The 15133-nt window shown below is 61.6% G+C and carries 12 protein-coding genes and 2 pseudogenes; 2 read left to right on the top strand and 12 right to left on the bottom strand.

The annotated features are described in order from the left end of the window. Positions 1-39 precede the first annotated feature (39 nt). The 12 genes and pseudogenes from AC07UC_RS34690 to AC07UC_RS34635 all read right to left on the bottom strand — a co-directional run bounded on the left by AC07UC_RS34690 (position 40) and on the right by AC07UC_RS34635 (position 13133). A complete protein-coding gene (locus AC07UC_RS34690) occupies positions 40-1179 on the bottom strand; it encodes an LLM class flavin-dependent oxidoreductase (RefSeq protein ID WP_494909244.1) in 1140 nt (379 codons plus the stop codon). Beyond that, on the bottom strand, positions 1176-2600 hold the full coding sequence (locus tag AC07UC_RS34685; protein ID WP_494909243.1) for an LLM class flavin-dependent oxidoreductase: 1425 nt from the start codon (positions 2598-2600) through the stop codon (positions 1176-1178). The genes AC07UC_RS34690 and AC07UC_RS34685 overlap by 4 nt, the downstream gene beginning before the upstream one ends. 8 nt (positions 2601-2608) lie before the next feature. Beyond that, positions 2609-3847: an acyl-CoA dehydrogenase family protein gene (locus tag AC07UC_RS34680; protein WP_494909242.1), complete on the bottom strand. Its 1239-nt coding sequence runs from the start codon at positions 3845-3847 to the stop codon at positions 2609-2611. Continuing rightward, a complete protein-coding gene (locus AC07UC_RS34675; RefSeq protein ID WP_494909241.1) occupies positions 3844-5253 on the bottom strand; it encodes an LLM class flavin-dependent oxidoreductase in 1410 nt (469 codons plus the stop codon). The genes AC07UC_RS34680 and AC07UC_RS34675 overlap by 4 nt, the downstream gene beginning before the upstream one ends. Before the next feature lie 143 nt (positions 5254-5396). Continuing rightward, positions 5397-5780, bottom strand: a pseudogene (locus tag AC07UC_RS34670) (N-acetyltransferase); the annotation flags it as partial. A 321-nt stretch (positions 5781-6101) separates the two neighbouring features. Then, positions 6102-6662 (bottom strand): FMN reductase, encoded by a 561-nt coding sequence (gene msuE, locus AC07UC_RS34665; RefSeq protein ID WP_494909240.1) that lies wholly within the window; start codon positions 6660-6662, stop codon positions 6102-6104. Between the two features lie 305 nt (positions 6663-6967). Further along, on the bottom strand, positions 6968-7165 hold the full coding sequence (locus AC07UC_RS34660; protein WP_494909239.1) for a hypothetical protein: 198 nt from the start codon (positions 7163-7165) through the stop codon (positions 6968-6970). Positions 7166-7189: 24 nt separating this feature from the next. Further along, positions 7190-7858 (bottom strand): annotated as a pseudogene (locus tag AC07UC_RS34655) (ATP-binding cassette domain-containing protein). A 302-nt stretch (positions 7859-8160) separates the two neighbouring features. Further along, positions 8161-9450, bottom strand: coding sequence for an LLM class flavin-dependent oxidoreductase (locus tag AC07UC_RS34650; RefSeq protein WP_494909238.1), 1290 nt, complete (start codon positions 9448-9450; stop codon positions 8161-8163). Positions 9451-9470: 20 nt separating this feature from the next. Further along, positions 9471-10394, bottom strand: a complete 924-nt coding sequence (locus AC07UC_RS34645) for a hypothetical protein (protein WP_494909237.1) — start codon at positions 10392-10394, stop codon at positions 9471-9473. A 12-nt stretch (positions 10395-10406) separates the two neighbouring features. Then, positions 10407-11657: an acyl-CoA dehydrogenase family protein gene (locus tag AC07UC_RS34640; RefSeq protein ID WP_494909236.1), complete on the bottom strand. Its 1251-nt coding sequence runs from the start codon at positions 11655-11657 to the stop codon at positions 10407-10409. A gap of 1164 nt (positions 11658-12821) precedes the next feature. Next, the gene (locus tag AC07UC_RS34635; protein ID WP_494909235.1) at positions 12822-13133 is read right to left on the bottom strand and encodes a hypothetical protein; all 312 of its coding nucleotides are present in this window, start codon (positions 13131-13133) and stop codon (positions 12822-12824) included. 355 nt (positions 13134-13488) lie between these two features. Between AC07UC_RS34635 and AC07UC_RS34630 the strand changes: the two genes are divergently transcribed. Continuing rightward, positions 13489-14298: a hypothetical protein gene (locus tag AC07UC_RS34630; protein WP_494909234.1), complete on the top strand. Its 810-nt coding sequence runs from the start codon at positions 13489-13491 to the stop codon at positions 14296-14298. Further along, positions 14291-14977 carry an RES family NAD+ phosphorylase gene (locus AC07UC_RS34625; RefSeq protein ID WP_494909233.1) on the top strand — a complete coding sequence of 229 codons (687 nt, stop codon included), beginning with the start codon at positions 14291-14293 and terminating at the stop codon, positions 14975-14977. The genes AC07UC_RS34630 and AC07UC_RS34625 overlap by 8 nt, the downstream gene beginning before the upstream one ends. Positions 14978-15133 lie beyond the last annotated feature (156 nt).

The following is a 15133-nucleotide window of genomic DNA, read 5'->3' as shown; positions in this document are numbered from 1 at the left end:
ATGCTCCACTGTGACGACCCATCAAAGGCCACACATGCTTCAGGCCGCGAGCAGCCCCTTCGATTTCAGGATCGCAAACGCGCCCTCGGCGAAATGATAGGCTTCCTCGACATGCGGCTGACCAGACAGGATGAAGTGGTCGAAGCCGACGGCGTGGTATTCCTCGATGAGGGCTGCGACCTGCTCATGGCTGCCGACGATCGCCGTGCCGGCGCCGCCGCGAACCAGGCCGTAGCCGGCCCACAGGTGCGGCGATATTTCGAGATCGCGCACGCGGCGCGCGGTGAGCGTTGCGGTGGCGCCGTGCAATGCATTCATGCGGCGCTGGCCGGCCGATTCGGTGCGCGCCAGGATGGCCTGCGCCTGCGCGATCCGCTCCGGCGTCAGTCGCTCCAGCAGCCGCTCGGCTTCCTCCCAGGCCTGCGCCTCGGTGTCGCGGCTGATGACATGCAGGCGAATGCCAAAGCTCAGCCGGCGCCCTTCTGCGGCGGCCAGTTCGCGCATATGCGCCACCCTGGCGGCCTCGGTTGCCGGACTCTCGCCCCAGACCAGATAGGTATCGACATGGCGGGCGGCGACCGCCTGCGCGGCAGGACTTGCACCGCCGAAGAAGATGTCGGGAAGCGGCCATTTGCCGAAATCGATCTGCGCGCCCTCGATATCGTAGTGCCTGCCCTTGAAATCGAAGCGCTGGGCCGAACCGGCGGGCAGCACCACCCCGCGCAGGATCTCGAGGAACTCCGCCGTGCGCTCATAGCGCTGGTCGTGGCCGAGGTGATCACCGAAGCGCTTCTGCTCCAGCGGATCGCCGCCGGTGACGACGTTGAGCAGCAGCCGGCCGTCCGATATGCGCTGGAAGGTCGCCGCCTGATGGGCGACAAGCGTGGGCGAGATCAGGCCCGGGCGGAAGGCGACCAGGAACTTCAGCCGTTTGGTGACCTGCGCCAGCGCCGCCGTGGTTATCCAGGCGTCCTCGCACCAGGTTCCGGTTGGCGTCAGCACCGCCTCGAAGCCCAATGTCTCGGCGGTCCTGGCGATCAGCGAGAGATAGTCGATGGTCGCTTCGCGGAAGCGCGAGCGCGACGGGCCATTGCCGAGGTGGGAATCATCGCCCGAACCGACAATCTCGCGACTGTCACCGTTGGTCGGCAGATACCAATGGAGATGGATGCTGCTCACTCGGCCGCCTCGGCGACCGTACCCCAGCTCGAGCGGTCGCGTGCGGCGGCACCCGGATGGTCGTCGCGAAGCCCGCGCTGGCCCGCGCCCTGGAAGCGCTCTCGGATCGTGGTGCCCGCCGCGCCCCGTTCGCGGATGAGGCCGCGCCGCCGCAGTTCCGGCACCACGAATTCGATGAAATCCTCGAACGTGCCGGGGTTGACGACATAGGCGAGGTTAAAGCCGTCGACACCGGATTCCTCGGCAATGCGCTCCAGCTCGTTGACTATTTTCCGCGGCGAGCCGACTAGCTTGGGATGGATGCCCCCGAGCCCGATATAGTCGGCGATGCCGGCGACGGTCCAGCGCCGGTCGGCGTCGATGCGCGTCAAATTGGCGAGCGCGGAACGGCCGGCATTGGTCTCGATATATTCGAGCGGATGATCGAGCGGATATTGCGACCAGTCGACACCGGTCCACGCCGAAAACAGGGCAAGGGCGGCCTCGACGCTAGTGTAGGACAGATAATCCCTGTACTTGGCTTCGGCCTCTTCGTCGGTGGCGCCGGTGATCACGGTGACAGCGGTGATGAACTTGATCGCGTCCGGCGCCCGGCCGAGCTCAACGGCGCGCGCGCGGATCGCCTCGATCGAGCGGCGGATGGTGGCCGTGCTGGTGCCGCCGAGGAACACCACCTCGGCATTGCGGGCCGCGAATTCGCGCCCGCGCGGCGAGGTTCCCGCCTGGAACAGAAGCGGCGTGCGCTGCGGGCTGGGCTGCGCAAGATGGGCGCCGGGCACGGAAAAATACTTGCCGTGATGGCCGATCGGATGGACCTTGGTGGGGTCGGTGTAGAGCCCTTTCTCGCGATCGTGAACGACCGCTCCGTCCTCCCAGGATCCTTCCCAGAGCTTGTAGGCGACATCAAGGAATTCCTGGGCGAGATCGTAGCGCTCGTCATGGTCGATCTGGCGTTCGAGGCCGAGATTTTTCGCTGCGGACTCCAAAACCGAGGTGACGATATTCCAGGCGATGCGGCCCTTGGTCAGATGGTCGAGCGTGGTGAACTTGCGGGCGAGGAGATAAGGCTGTTCATAGGTCGTCGACACAGTGATGCCGAACCCAAGGTGCTTAGTGGCGGCGGCCATCGCCGACACCAGCAGCAGCGGGTCGTTCACCGGCGACTGGGCGGCGGTGCGCAGCGACGCGTCCGGCGTTCCCCGGAAGACATCGAGATGGCCAAGCGCATCGGCGAGGAACAGCGCGTCAAAGCCGCCCTCATCGAGCAGCTTGGCAAGCGACGTCCAGTATTCGAGGCTGGTGTAGGTGTGGGCGCGGTCGCTGGGGTGACGCCAGAGGCCCGCCGAGACATGCCCGACCACGGTCATGCCGAAGCCGTTGAAGATGAGAGGCTTTGCCGCCTTGCCCTGGGAATCCGTCATGGTTCGGCTCACGAATAGTAGGTTGGCGGCGGCACGCGGCCGTTGAGGGCAAGGTCGCCGACTTCCAGCACCTTGTAGTGGACGGGGTCGTGCAGGCTGTGCGTGCGCACGTTGCGCCAGTAGCGGTCGAAACCGAACGAGCGGGCGGTGGCGCGGGCGCCGGTCAGCTCGAAGATCCGCGACGTCACTTCCAGGGCGACTTCGGTGGCATGCACCTTCGACTGATAGGCGATCGCAGCGGCCTTGCCGCGTTCCTCGGCGGTGAGATCCTTGCCGCGCTCGAAGGCGCGCTGCACGGCTTCGCCGGCGGCATCGGCGAGCGCCTCGGAGGAAGCCAGTGCGATCGAAAGCCGGCCGAAGCGCTCGATGACCAGCGCATCCTCCGAGGCCTTCTTCGCCGGCGAAGACAGCCACGGCCTGCCACGCTGGGTGATGTAATCCCTGGCATCTTCCAGGGCGGCAAATGCCGTGCCGAGATAGAGTTCGCCAAAGGCAGCATGGACGATCGGCACGTGCAGCGTGACTGCAGGCGGGTGGACGGTGTCCTCAGGCCAATGCCCGACCAGATCGTCTGCGGACGCGGCGACATTTTGGAGCGCAGCGCTGCCACTGACGGTGAGCCGCTGGCCGATATTGTCCCAGTCATTGCCGAAGCTCAGGCCGGACGAAGGATTGGCGACGATGAATTGGCCGATATGGTCGCCGGCATCACGGCCGGCAATGCGCGTGCCCGGCGCAAGGCGCACCCAGACCTGCAGCGTGTCGGCCACTTCAGCGCCGCTGGTGAAGGGCTTGGCGCCATTGAGCACGAACCCGCCATCCACCTGCCTCGCCTCGATCAGCGGCTCATAGGCGGCCTGTGCAATGCCGGCATGGAACCAGCCCTTGTTGAGGAAACCGTCCAAACGCCTTTCGATCAACGCCTTGTTGCCGCTATCGAGGCCGATGGCCGTGCCGAACAGGTGGTAGATCGTGATCTGGGCGATCGATGTATCGCCCTTGGCCAGAATGCGGATGATCTTGAGCACTTCGGCCGGCGTAGCGCCGCCGCCGCCAAATCGCTTCGGAATGTAGATCGTCAGCAAACCGGCCAAACGCAGGAGGTCGATCTCGGCATGGGGCGCTGCCCCGGCCAGATCGCGGGCGACGGCGGTTCGCTTGAGCTCGCGCACCACCTCCTCGGCCTTCTCGGCCCAACCCTGGAAATCGCTGTGCTGCTCGCGCTGAACGGTGGCGTGGACGGTCACGATGCCAAGGCCTCCGGTTGGCCGATTTGAGAGAAGGCGTGTCGCGCCGCGGCATGATCGGCGGGTGGGCGGCTGTCATGGCCGAAGAGCCGGGAGCGCAGCGAGGAGCCAGCATCTTCGCGGATGCGCCCGCGCCGGCGCAGTTCGGGAACAACATGCGCGGAGAAATCGATGAAACTGCCCGGACTGACCACATGCGTCAGGTTGATGCCGTCGGTATCGGTCGCTTCGAGCCATTGCTCGAGTTCGTCGGCGACCGTCTTCGGCCCGCCGACGAAGGATTTGCCGCGCCCGAAGCCGCCCTCCGGCGAAAAGGCCTGGCGCAACGTCCACTGGCGATCCGAGGCCGGGTCGTCGAACATGCGCAACAGGGAGCGGTTGGAGTCGGTTTCGATATAACGGATGGGCTGGTCGAGGTCGTGCCTTGAAAAGTCGATGCCTGTCGTTGCCGAGTAATGCACCAGCGCGCCCTCGACGTCGTAGTGCGCCCTGTAGTCGGCGAGCTTGGCGGCGGCGGCCGCGTCGGTCTCGTCCGTGATCACCGAGACCGCGGAGATGAACTTGATGCTGCCGGGCGCCCTGCCTTCATCGCGGGCAAGCCGCTTCACCTCGGCGACATTGCGCCTGATGCCATCGATGTCGGCGCCGGCGATGAAGACCACTTCAGCGTGACGGGCGGCAAAGCGCTGGCCACGCGGCGAGCCGCCGGCCTGGAACAACACCGGCACCCGCTGCGGGCTGGGCTCCGAGAGATGCGGACCTGGAACATCGAAATAGCGTCCGGAATGGCCGATCGGATGGACCTTTGCCGGATCGGTGTAGAGACCGTCCGGATTGGCCGCACTACCACGGTCGCGCACAAGGGCACCGTCTTCCCAGGAGCCCTGCCAGAGTTTATAGGCGACCTCCATGAACTCGTCGGCGATCTCATAGCGCTCGTCATGCGCGACCTGCTTGGCGAGGCCGAGATTGCGGGCAGCACTGTCGAGTTGCGAGGTGACGACGTTCCAGGCGATCCGCCCCTTGCTCAGATGATCGAGGGTGGTGAACTTGCGGGCGAGCAGATAGGGCTTTTCATAGGTCGTCGAAACGGTGACGCCAAAACCCAGCCGGCTTGTCGCACCGGCGAGCGCGCTGACCAAAAGCAGCGGATCGGCCACGGGGGACTGGACGCCCTTTGCGAGCGAGGCATCATAGCCACCGCCATAGACGTCCAGAAGGCCCAGCGCATCGGCGATGAACAGGCAGTCGAAGCCGCCCTCCTCCAGCGCTTTGGCGAGTTCGATCCAGTAGTCGAGCTCGGTGTGTCGATAAGCCTGGTCGGCGGCATGGCGCCACAGCCCGTAGGCGACGTGCGAGACGGCATCCATCGTGAAGCCGTTGAGGATGATGGGGGGTTTGCTCATTCGATACGCAGACAATGAAAATTCTTTATCTATAGATTTAGTATTGTTTTGGGTGGAAGGCGTGGGGATTTTTCCCAAAAAAGACTGCGTTCGTGACAAACCCTTGCGGACGGCCATGTCTGCCGTCGTTCTTGCGGTGCCGGTCACTTTCCCGCCAAGTCGATCTGTTCAAGGCGTCCATCGCTCATCGGCAGGCATTGACGAAAGTTCCGGATAGGCCTTCGGCACGCTGCGGCTTCAGATCGTCTCCAACGGTCGAATCCAATTAGAAATGGCCGCGGGAGGCCGAAATCAGACTTGAGCAACCTGGAGTTGTTTGGACAGAAAAGTCCGACTGGTCCCTGAAGGCAGGCAGGCGACTCGCCGAAGCGGTGCCATCCGTGACGCTCGTAGAAGGCCGGAGCTTGGAAACTGACCGTATACAGCACGGCAGCTATGCATCCGCACCGTCGACCTTCCTCTTCGAAGGCACGCGGGATCGTCGTGCCGATACCGGCGTGTCCATGATTTGGAGCAATGTAGAATAGATCGAGAAAAAGAAGACCGAGGGACGAACGGCCAAGCGCCCACCGATGATTCCATCCGTCGAAGGGTCTTGCGCCACGCGTTCAATCCACCGCCGATCGCCTCTTCCATCTCCGCCGTGATGGTGTCTGCAAGAATAATCCGTGGTTGAGCCACAGCATGCTCCGCGTTGATCCGGCACTATGAACATAACAAGAACAACGAGTTTACGTCCATTCCCTTCGATCTAATTCGAATGGCTTGGCCAGATTATCGATGGCCCAAATCCCGGAACTGTGAATTCCGGACTTCCCACGCGGTTCAAGACAAGCGTTCGGCTCCATCTATTCCGCCGCGACCTTGGCATGCAGGCGGTTGCCAAGTGCGATGCCGACCTCATGGAGGGCTTGTTCGACGCGGGCTTGGATCGGCTGCGACGCCAGTATGCCTTCGACGAAATCCTTTTCCGATGCATAGACTGCTGTCGGCAAAGTGAGCGCTTCGAAGAAACCGAAGAGCGGTCGCAGCTGATGCTCGATGATTAGCGCGTGCCGCTCGCCACCGCCAGTGGCGAGCAGAACCACCGGCTTGCCCCTGAGCGCTGTCGGATCGACCAGGTCAAAGAAATGCTTGAACAAACCCGTATAACTGCCCTTGTAGGTGGGTGAGCCGACGACGAGGACATCGGCCGTGACGATCCGCTGGAGAACCGCTTTCGCCCGCGCATCCAGGTCGTGCAGCGATATTGCGCTTCCCAGGCTAGGGCCCAGATCGACGATGTCATAGGTACTGGCTGCCAAACCATGTCGGCGGGCGATCTCTTTCGCCAAGTGATCGACAAAGCCGCGCGTCTTCGACGGCCGCGTGAAATTGCCGGAAAAGCCAATGACGGTCGAATGGGCCATAGCGGGAACCTCGAATATCTCGGGCTGCCCGCCCGCTGCTTATGGCCATAATTTCATAGACATTGCCGCCGGACGAAAGGAATGGACTGCTGCGGGAGTTGTGATGTCGGAATAATTTTTCCGCGAAGGTCTCCCGGAAGACAAGGGAAGAGTTTTCAGCGGGCAGAGCTTTGGCCAGCCGCCCGCGGTTCGGTAAACTATTCTCGAAGTGAGTCGGTGGAAAGGTGCGTAAAGCAGGACGACGTGGCCGTACGACGTTCAGCCATTGCCATCCTCCGGGAGTCCCGCAACGCCGCCAACAGCTATCAGGTATAGACCGCCTTTGGCGATTCAAACAGATCCTGAACTTTGGCGCTTTCGACGATCTGACCGTCCTTCATGACGAGGAAATTGTGGCACAGGTGCTGCACGACACGGAGATCATGCGAGATGAAAATCATGGCCAGTTGCAAATGGCGCCGAAGATCGGAAAGCAGGTCGAGGATCTGTGCTTGTGTCGTCATGTCGCGCGCGGAGACCGGTTCGTCTCAGATCGGGACGGCAGGCCCCGAGGCCAAGACTTGTGCGATTGCCACTCTTTGGCGCTCTCCTCCAGACAGTTCAGAGCCACGCCGCGGCATCAGATTGGGATCCAGTCCAACCGTTTCCAGCAGGGAGGCAACCCGGCGGCTCCGGGCCAAACGATCAAGCACTGTCCATACCCGGAGAGGCCCGTCAACGATACGGGCCACGTCGAAGCGTGGATCGAATGAACCGAATGGATCCTGCATGGTCGTCTGAATAGTGCGCCGACGAGAGCGGCGCACCTTCTCTCGCAGCGTGCTTCAACGCTCGCCGTCGAGCAGGATTTCCCCTTTTTCGGGTCTAAGGACCGCCAGCAGTAGCTTTCCGAGGGTCGTCTTGCCCGACCCCGATTCGCCCACAACGCCCCGCGTCTCACCGGGAAAAAGGTCGAATGAAACGTCCTTGACCGCCTCATGCCGAGTGCCGTCCGGGCAAGTAAAGGCGGGCGATACGTTGCGGACCTCGATGACCGGCTTTCTGCTCCGGTCGACCACCGTATGTTCAAGGGGCGGATACTCCTCTCCCGGCGACGAAACCAGCCACTGTCCCCATGTCTTCACCGACGGAACAGCGCCAAGCAGGCGTTTGGTACAGTGGCGCGGGGTAGGCAGGATTTCGTGAGCGACCCCCATCTCAACGATCCGACCGTTCTGCATGACCGCGATTCGATCCGCGATTTGAGCGACAACCGAAAGATCGTGCGTGATCAGCAGGACGGCATGCCCCGCACGCGACAGACTGCGGAAAATAGAAAGCACTTGCGTCTGCAACGATACATCGAGTGCGGTTGTCGGCTCGCACTAACTTGTAGACTTAAGGGGCTATCTTGATGCGCACGCCCCTGACGATTCCAAGTCAATCGCGGCCCTCGCGACTGAATTGTGTGGGACACTCGTAACCTACGCTCAAGGCACACAAGTCAAGGCGACGCTGCCTAGAACGGAGGTGTCGGCGAGGCAGTCTGGAAATGCTCGCGCAGCGTCTCTGTCTCGTACTCGTAGCGGTACAGGCCGCGCTTGCGCAGAATAGGCACGAGTTCGTCGACGATCACTGCGAGCCCATCGATCAACCGATCGGGCTGCAAATTGAAGCCGTCGATGGCTCCGGCGTGGAACCAATCCTCGATGTGATTAGCGAGTTGCTCGGGAGTGCCGACAAATCCGGCATGACCCGATCCTGTGTATCGCGTCTGCTTGAGATATTCGCGAACGGTGGGGTTGGTTTTGCGGATCTGTGCAACGATCGATTCGCGGAAACCTATGCTGCCCAGGAAAGTCTGGATGTCCTTGATAGGGCCAAGGACATCCTCAGGAAACGGCTCATCGAGTTCGAGTGTCGAAGCGTCGTAGCCGATCGCTTGCGATAGCCAGGCGGTCGAATATGATGGTGGGCCTGCGTCATGGATTTCATCGCTTCGGCGACGTGCCTCTTCCTCGGTACTACCCAGGCTCAGCAACAAGCCCGGGAGGATCTTGATGTCGTCGGGCGAGCGGCCATTGTCGCGTGCGAAACCTTTGACCAGGCGATAATGCTCGATGGCTTGATTTTTGGTGAGTTCGGCCGCGAACACGCCTTCAGCGACGCGTCCCGCCAGTGCGCGACCCTGCGGCGAACCACCCGCCTGAAAGATGACCGGGTGACCTTGTTTCGACGGCGGCACGCGCAAACGGCCGTCGACATCGAAGAACTCACCATGGTGATGCACGTCGAGACTCGTGGCTGCCGACTCCCATAGCGCCCGCACGACATCGACGAACTCGCTCGCACGTTCATAGCGGTCGTCGCGAAAGGGGATCTCGGGCATCCCGAAGTTGCGCGCCGCAGGGACGCCACGAGTGGTGACCACATTCCACGCGGCACGGCCGCCCGTCTGATGGTCCAACGAGAGCAAGCGCTCGGCAAGTTCGAAGGGGTCATTGAAGGTCGACGAGGCGGTGGCGACCAAGCCCACGCGCGAGGTCGCCGTGGCGACCTGCCCCCAGTTCACCGTGGGTTCAAGGCGGATCGGATTGGCATCATAGGCCGGGTCACCCAGCAGCGGGCCATCAGCCAGAAAGAGGGCGTCGAGGGTGCCGCGCTCGGCGGTTTTGCCAAGGGTCGCCCAGTAATCCGGGTCGATGAAGGAATCCTTCTTCAGCAGCGGTGTCTTCCATGCCGCCGGGAGATAGCCCAGCACCAACACGTTGATGCCGAGGAGCACGTGCCCGGATCGCCTGTTCGTCATCAGTGATGCTCCGTTGTCGCCTATAGAGAGACGTGCGGCTTCGGCGACGGGAAGGCGGCGCGCGCCGTGGACGGCAGCGGCGCCGGTGCGGACAGGTTGAGCGCGGCACGCAGGGACCCGCCAACGGCGACAGGAGCGAAGCCATCCGCAAGCCACCGCTCGGCAGTGTCGAGTAGATCACCCACCGACTGCTCAAGGCCCGCGCGCAGGACGACGCCCGCGATCTTACCTGCGGGCGGCTCCTTGCCGAGCGCCACCACCGGCACCGACCCTGCGGCACCGAGGACAAGCTCGATCGGGTCATCATCACCCACTGGCGGGATGTCCACTGCGGTTGCGGCGTACCACGCGATCACCGACGCCCCCGTCGCAGGCTCGGGCGCGTTCAACGGCCCCGCGATCGAGAAGCTGTTGTCGATATCGACGTGCACGATGCGGTTGGACTCCACCAGGATACCGGTATCCCGGTTGCCGATGATGGAGTCGTGTGGCCAGCTCTGCTCAAGGGCGCGCACCGCGCGGGCCGCGTCGTAGGCCGTCTGCGCGTTGAGCGACGCACCGCCACCAAGCCCCGCACCGCCCCAAGCCGGCGCTTCCTTCGGACCATCGGGCGCATAGGCATCGCGCACCCCGATCAGCACGCCGCTGCGACCACCGGACAGGTGGGCAAGGGAGGCGACGCGACGCGCGATGTTATAGGGATGGTCGCGCTGCGGAGTCACAGCGATCAGGAAACGACCGTATTTCGTGATGCCCGCCAAGGTCGCGCCGACCGCGCTGCTCGCAAGCGTGACCGGTGCCGGCGCGCTGCCATCGACGCGGTCGATTCCCAGCACGCTGAAGGCAGCCGGCAATGTGTCCCACCGGGACAGCAGCGCGCGGCTTGCGGTGAGTTCCACAAGGTGCGGTCCGGCCAGCCCAAGCGCGAGGTAGGGAGCTGTCATCGCGCCCTCTCCTCAGTTGCCTTGGCCACCGCGGCCGAGCCGGGCGATGCTCGACTGGGGCGGAGTGTCATTGACCAGATAGTCGCCCAGGATGCGTGCCTTGTAGGCGACGGGGTTATGCGACGCGAGCGTACGTGCATTACGCCAATGACGATCGAGCGCGGTTTCCTCGGAGGTCGCCGAAGCGCCGAGAGCGTCGAAGACATGGGTGGCCGCGTACAGGACACCGTCGATGATCGTGAGTTGCGCCTGCGATACAGCCACTTCTCCGGCCAAGGCGCGCTTGTCGCGCAGAGCGACGTCGCCGACCGCGTGGGCGGCGGCAATAAGGTCGAGCGAGTTTGCGGCGAGGCGCAGTGCTGCCTCCGCCGAGAAGACCCGCACCGATATCTCGCCGATCACCTGCAGCAGTTGCGGGTCAAGCGCAGGTACGGGGTTGAGACCTTGCGGATAGTTGCGCCCGCGCGACTTGAGCGCCGTGATGCCGTCGCGCAAGATCGCGCGAGTAATACCAGTGAGCACGGCCAACAATGCCGTTTGGTAGAAGTGGCCTTGGTAAATTACGCGTTCGTTCGCCGGGAAGACGTCACCCTCACGCGCGATGGCATCCCGGTAGGTGGCGCTGCCGCTTGCCGTGGTGCGCTGGCCAAAGCCCGGCCAGTCGTCGGCGAGCACGACGCCTGGCTGGTGGCGGCTCACCAAGGTGGTGATGAGCGAGCCATCCTCGTCCTTGCCAATCACGTCGAGCCAGTCGGCATAGAGGCTGCCGGTAGCATAGAACTTCGCGCCGGTGACTTTGTAGTGATCGTTCTCACGTGCCACGGTCGTCTTGATGGTGGCGTAGGTGCCATTGTTGGCTTCCGTCCAGCCCCCACCGACGAACTCGCGATCACGGAAGCGCTGGAACCAGCGGTCGTTGACTGGCGACGGCCGCGCGTTGAGGCGGTCTTCGATGAAGGCCAGGTGATTGCGCCATACGTGAGCGACATTCGCGTCGGCTTCCGCAAGCAAAGCCAGGAGGTAGAACGTCTGCTCGAGCGAGGCCCCCCACCCGCCAAACTCCCGGGGCACACGCACCAGCGCGAAATCGGCATCCTTGAGCCACTGCACCTGCTCGAAAGGAAAGGTGCGATTGCGCTCGCGCTCGACATTGCCTTCGGCGATACGGTCGAAGATCGGCTGAAAGCGCTCCAGGAGGTCTTCTTCCCTTGCCACAGCGGTGCGCAAGTAACTCAGCGACGTAGGGGCATCCACTGCCGTCATCTTTGTTCTCGCCTTGTTAGCGACGCCGCGTCAGGAATTGGGATTGGCTGGCTTTGATTGCGGGATTGTCTGGTCACGCGTTGTGCTCCGCAGCCGGCGTGGCCGGTATCCGATAGCAGGGCAGCCACACCAGCTTTACGTCGAAACCCATGGTGGTGCCCATGTGTGCCTTGAATGATCAACGCATCGACCTCCGCATCGGACGGCCATTGCCATTCGCGCTGTCCCCGCCAGCGCCTCGCGGGAAATGCAAACCCGTGCTTTCCAAAAAAATCCGAAAGTTCATAGTGACCTATGTCGATGCCCATTGATTTAGTAATTTATGCAATGGAACACCCCGCTTGGCGCGGTCCATTCGTTCTAAAAAATATGCCCGCTGGGGAAAATCGTGCGCCGCTCTCATAAGCTTGCCCCCTCTACCGCGTGCTCACGATCTCCCGGGAGTCGGGTAGGGATGCTCCGGCTTTAACGGAGAAAGGATTGGACAGTGGCAAGGACGCCGCACTCCTTTCAAACCCCTACGGAAACAATCTCTTCGGCGGGAAAGGCTTCAGTGCTGAGGACAGCCTTTTCAACCGGTTGCCGTATCCAACCTTTTGCCAGTACCCGGCGCGCGGTCGGGCAACGTCAAAGAGATCGCAAGCCACGGCGACGTGCTGATCGCGCACATTGAGTTCGCGAGCGATTTCCGTCATCGGCTTGGACCATACAAGCTCGAAAAGGGCAGCGCGGCTTAGTTTATGCATCATTCACTCTCGGCATTTTCGAAGAGCCAGCCCCAGTCTACAATCGTCGTCGTTAGCCGGAAAACACCAAGCCCGACCAAAAAAACCACCTTGATATGCGGCGCGGCGTATCGTTGAAATGCGGCTAAGCTCCAAGCCTGGCGAGCGGATCCTGCCTCTTCCGAGGCGCAAAGCAGCGGCGGCACTTCAAGATATGTCGCCAAAAGTATCCGGCGGCTTTAGGATAAAACCAGAGACTCAAAGCGCGCCGCTCGAATGCGTTTCGACGCGACGCGCGTTTGTGAAGACTTGTGCTTGGCGAGCCGAGCCGATCTGGCGAATGTGTGCCTCGCTCCGACAAGTACAAGAGTTTGCCCCTTGCCGATCACGGATCACAGCGCGCCCGGCTTACAGCCCGAAGCGAGTGTCCTTTCCAGCATCATCCTGCCTGCTTGGCAAGCAGCCTGTTCTTGATCAGGCCGACTATCGCCTGAAGAATGACGCCACCGACACCACCGCCGACGAGCTGCCCGACAAGCGGCCCGACAGTAATCCCGCCATCCGCCGCCGCTGCGGACAGGGCAGGAACAACAGCTGCCAGGATTTGACCACCGCCAAGCCCGCCAACAACGCCGACAATCGTATTCACGGCATCGCCCAGATCGGTCGTTTTCACTGCCTTGCCAGTCCCAAACCCACCAACGGCGCCGCCAATAAGCTGAACCGCCACCGAAACCAGATCGACTGCCATTTATCCCACTCCAACGTTTCAGATTAAGTCACAATGGTATGATCGAATAAGGTGGCACGGGCGAAAAGCTTTTGTATTGCTCGCAATGAATGAAGGTTGGAAATAGTCTTCGAATATTCAGTAGTCGGCGAATTAATCTTGCCGCAACACGCCATCGCTCGCCGCAGTCAATTGTGGAACGCTATCGCCCAACTGAGCAAGGAACAGGCCAGCCTCCCGGGCGGCACGCCGCCCTCGAGGCCAATGCGGATCACATAACCGGCACGAAGCCGTAGCCTCCAACGCGGTAGATCAGCACGGGAGCCTCGCCATTGACGACAATCGCCCGAACCCGTCCCAGCACGACAGCGTGACTATGCCGTATGATGCCATCCTCCCGCCGGATGAAGCGGCAGCTCAGAGTTCAAGTCGAACAGCTCTTGATGAGATCGGTTATCATGCTATATATGTAATCATCCTCACCAACCTAACGGAGTTGGATATCATGGCACTTTCCAATGACACCATCGAACTATCGGGATTTGGCGCACTCACCGGAACGCCTAAGCAGGTTGGCGATCAACTTGATCGGCTGACAGCGGAACAGGTCATCGCACTAACGTTCGAGCATGGGAGTGAACCCGCAGTTCGGGCTCTAGCCGACACTGTCGTCAGCATTGCGCCGCTGGTCCGAACCATCCTGATGCGTCGCCAGCGTGAGGCAATCAACTTGATAATTGAGGCCCTGGTCCCTCAGGTGCCGCCCCCGCAGCATATGCTTGTCGAGGCGCGGATGGCGGCCGAGGCGAGAAAGGCCGTGCTGGAAAGCGGTGATTGGCTAACCGCTCCCCAAATCGCTAAAATGGCTGGGTTCAGCACAAGCAACCCAAGTGCACAGCCAAACAAGTGGAAGAAAGAAGGCCAAATCTTTGCCGTTCGGCATCGGGGTGTAGACTATTTTCCCGGCTACGCTCTGGATTCCGCCGCCGGATATCGGCCGATGAAACCACTCGCTAAAATTCTGAGCGTCTTACACGGGAAGAAGGATGACTGGGGGCTCGCCTATTGGTTTGCATCCGTCAATAGCTTCCTTGGAGGCAAGCGTCCGCAAGATGTGCTCGCTGCGCAACCCGAGCGCGTTCTTGCGGCGGCCGAGGATGAGTTGGTAGGCGCACTCCATGGCTAAATCAAAGATTGGACGGGGACCCCTGACAACTCCAGTTCCCGTCCCATCAGACCATTTGCAAGACAACATCACGCGAGCGATATGGCCAGCGGGTCAAATTATCCATCGTATTCATTTGAATCTCTACGCCGGCGCGGAATTCAATCCAGGCTCTAAAGGCAACGCCCGATTCAGCCCGATAAAGCGTGCAAATGAGGCAAGTATCCCAACTCTGTACGGCGGTACGACCTTTGACTGTGCGGCCATGGAAACCGTCTTCCATGATGTGCCATTCGCCGCAGGTCTGAAGACTTACGATAAGGTGAAACTTGCCGATCAAGTCTATTCGCAGGTGGTGCCACAGAGGGATTTGGTCCTAGCTGATTTGAGCGTCACCGCGCTGAGGAAACTCGGCATCAAGCGCAGCCAGATCATTGACACTGAGAAGGACCGATACCCTGCAACACGCTCCTGGGCAGAAGCTATTCACGCACAATGCCCAGATATCCAGGGCCTTTGTTGGATTTCTCGGCAGGACGACCGGGCTTTCGCGGTGATGCTATTTGGCGATCGAATTCCGGCAAACATGTTGGTGCAGTCCGGCGCGTCGCTCGATTTGACCGGCAACTCTGACGTCTATTCCGAGTTGCTCGAACTCGCCGATCGTATCGGCGTAAAGATCGTAGGCGTCAGCTTCTGATGGCTGAAACGGGCGACCAAGGCAAATCGGGAGACAGCAACGAGGTAGTTGTTGACCTTCCCAGCAGCGTCTTCCGGCAACCGTCTGATCAGAGTGTGCCGCTATCAAGAGGGCCACGACCTGACGGTTTCACTCTATGGTTGGCGAGCGCTCCAG

The organism is Mesorhizobium sp. GW821-FHT04C10 (genome assembly GCF_059420305.1).
Note: the sequence above shows the minus strand (reverse complement) of the source record. Positions and strands in the feature narration are given on the sequence as shown.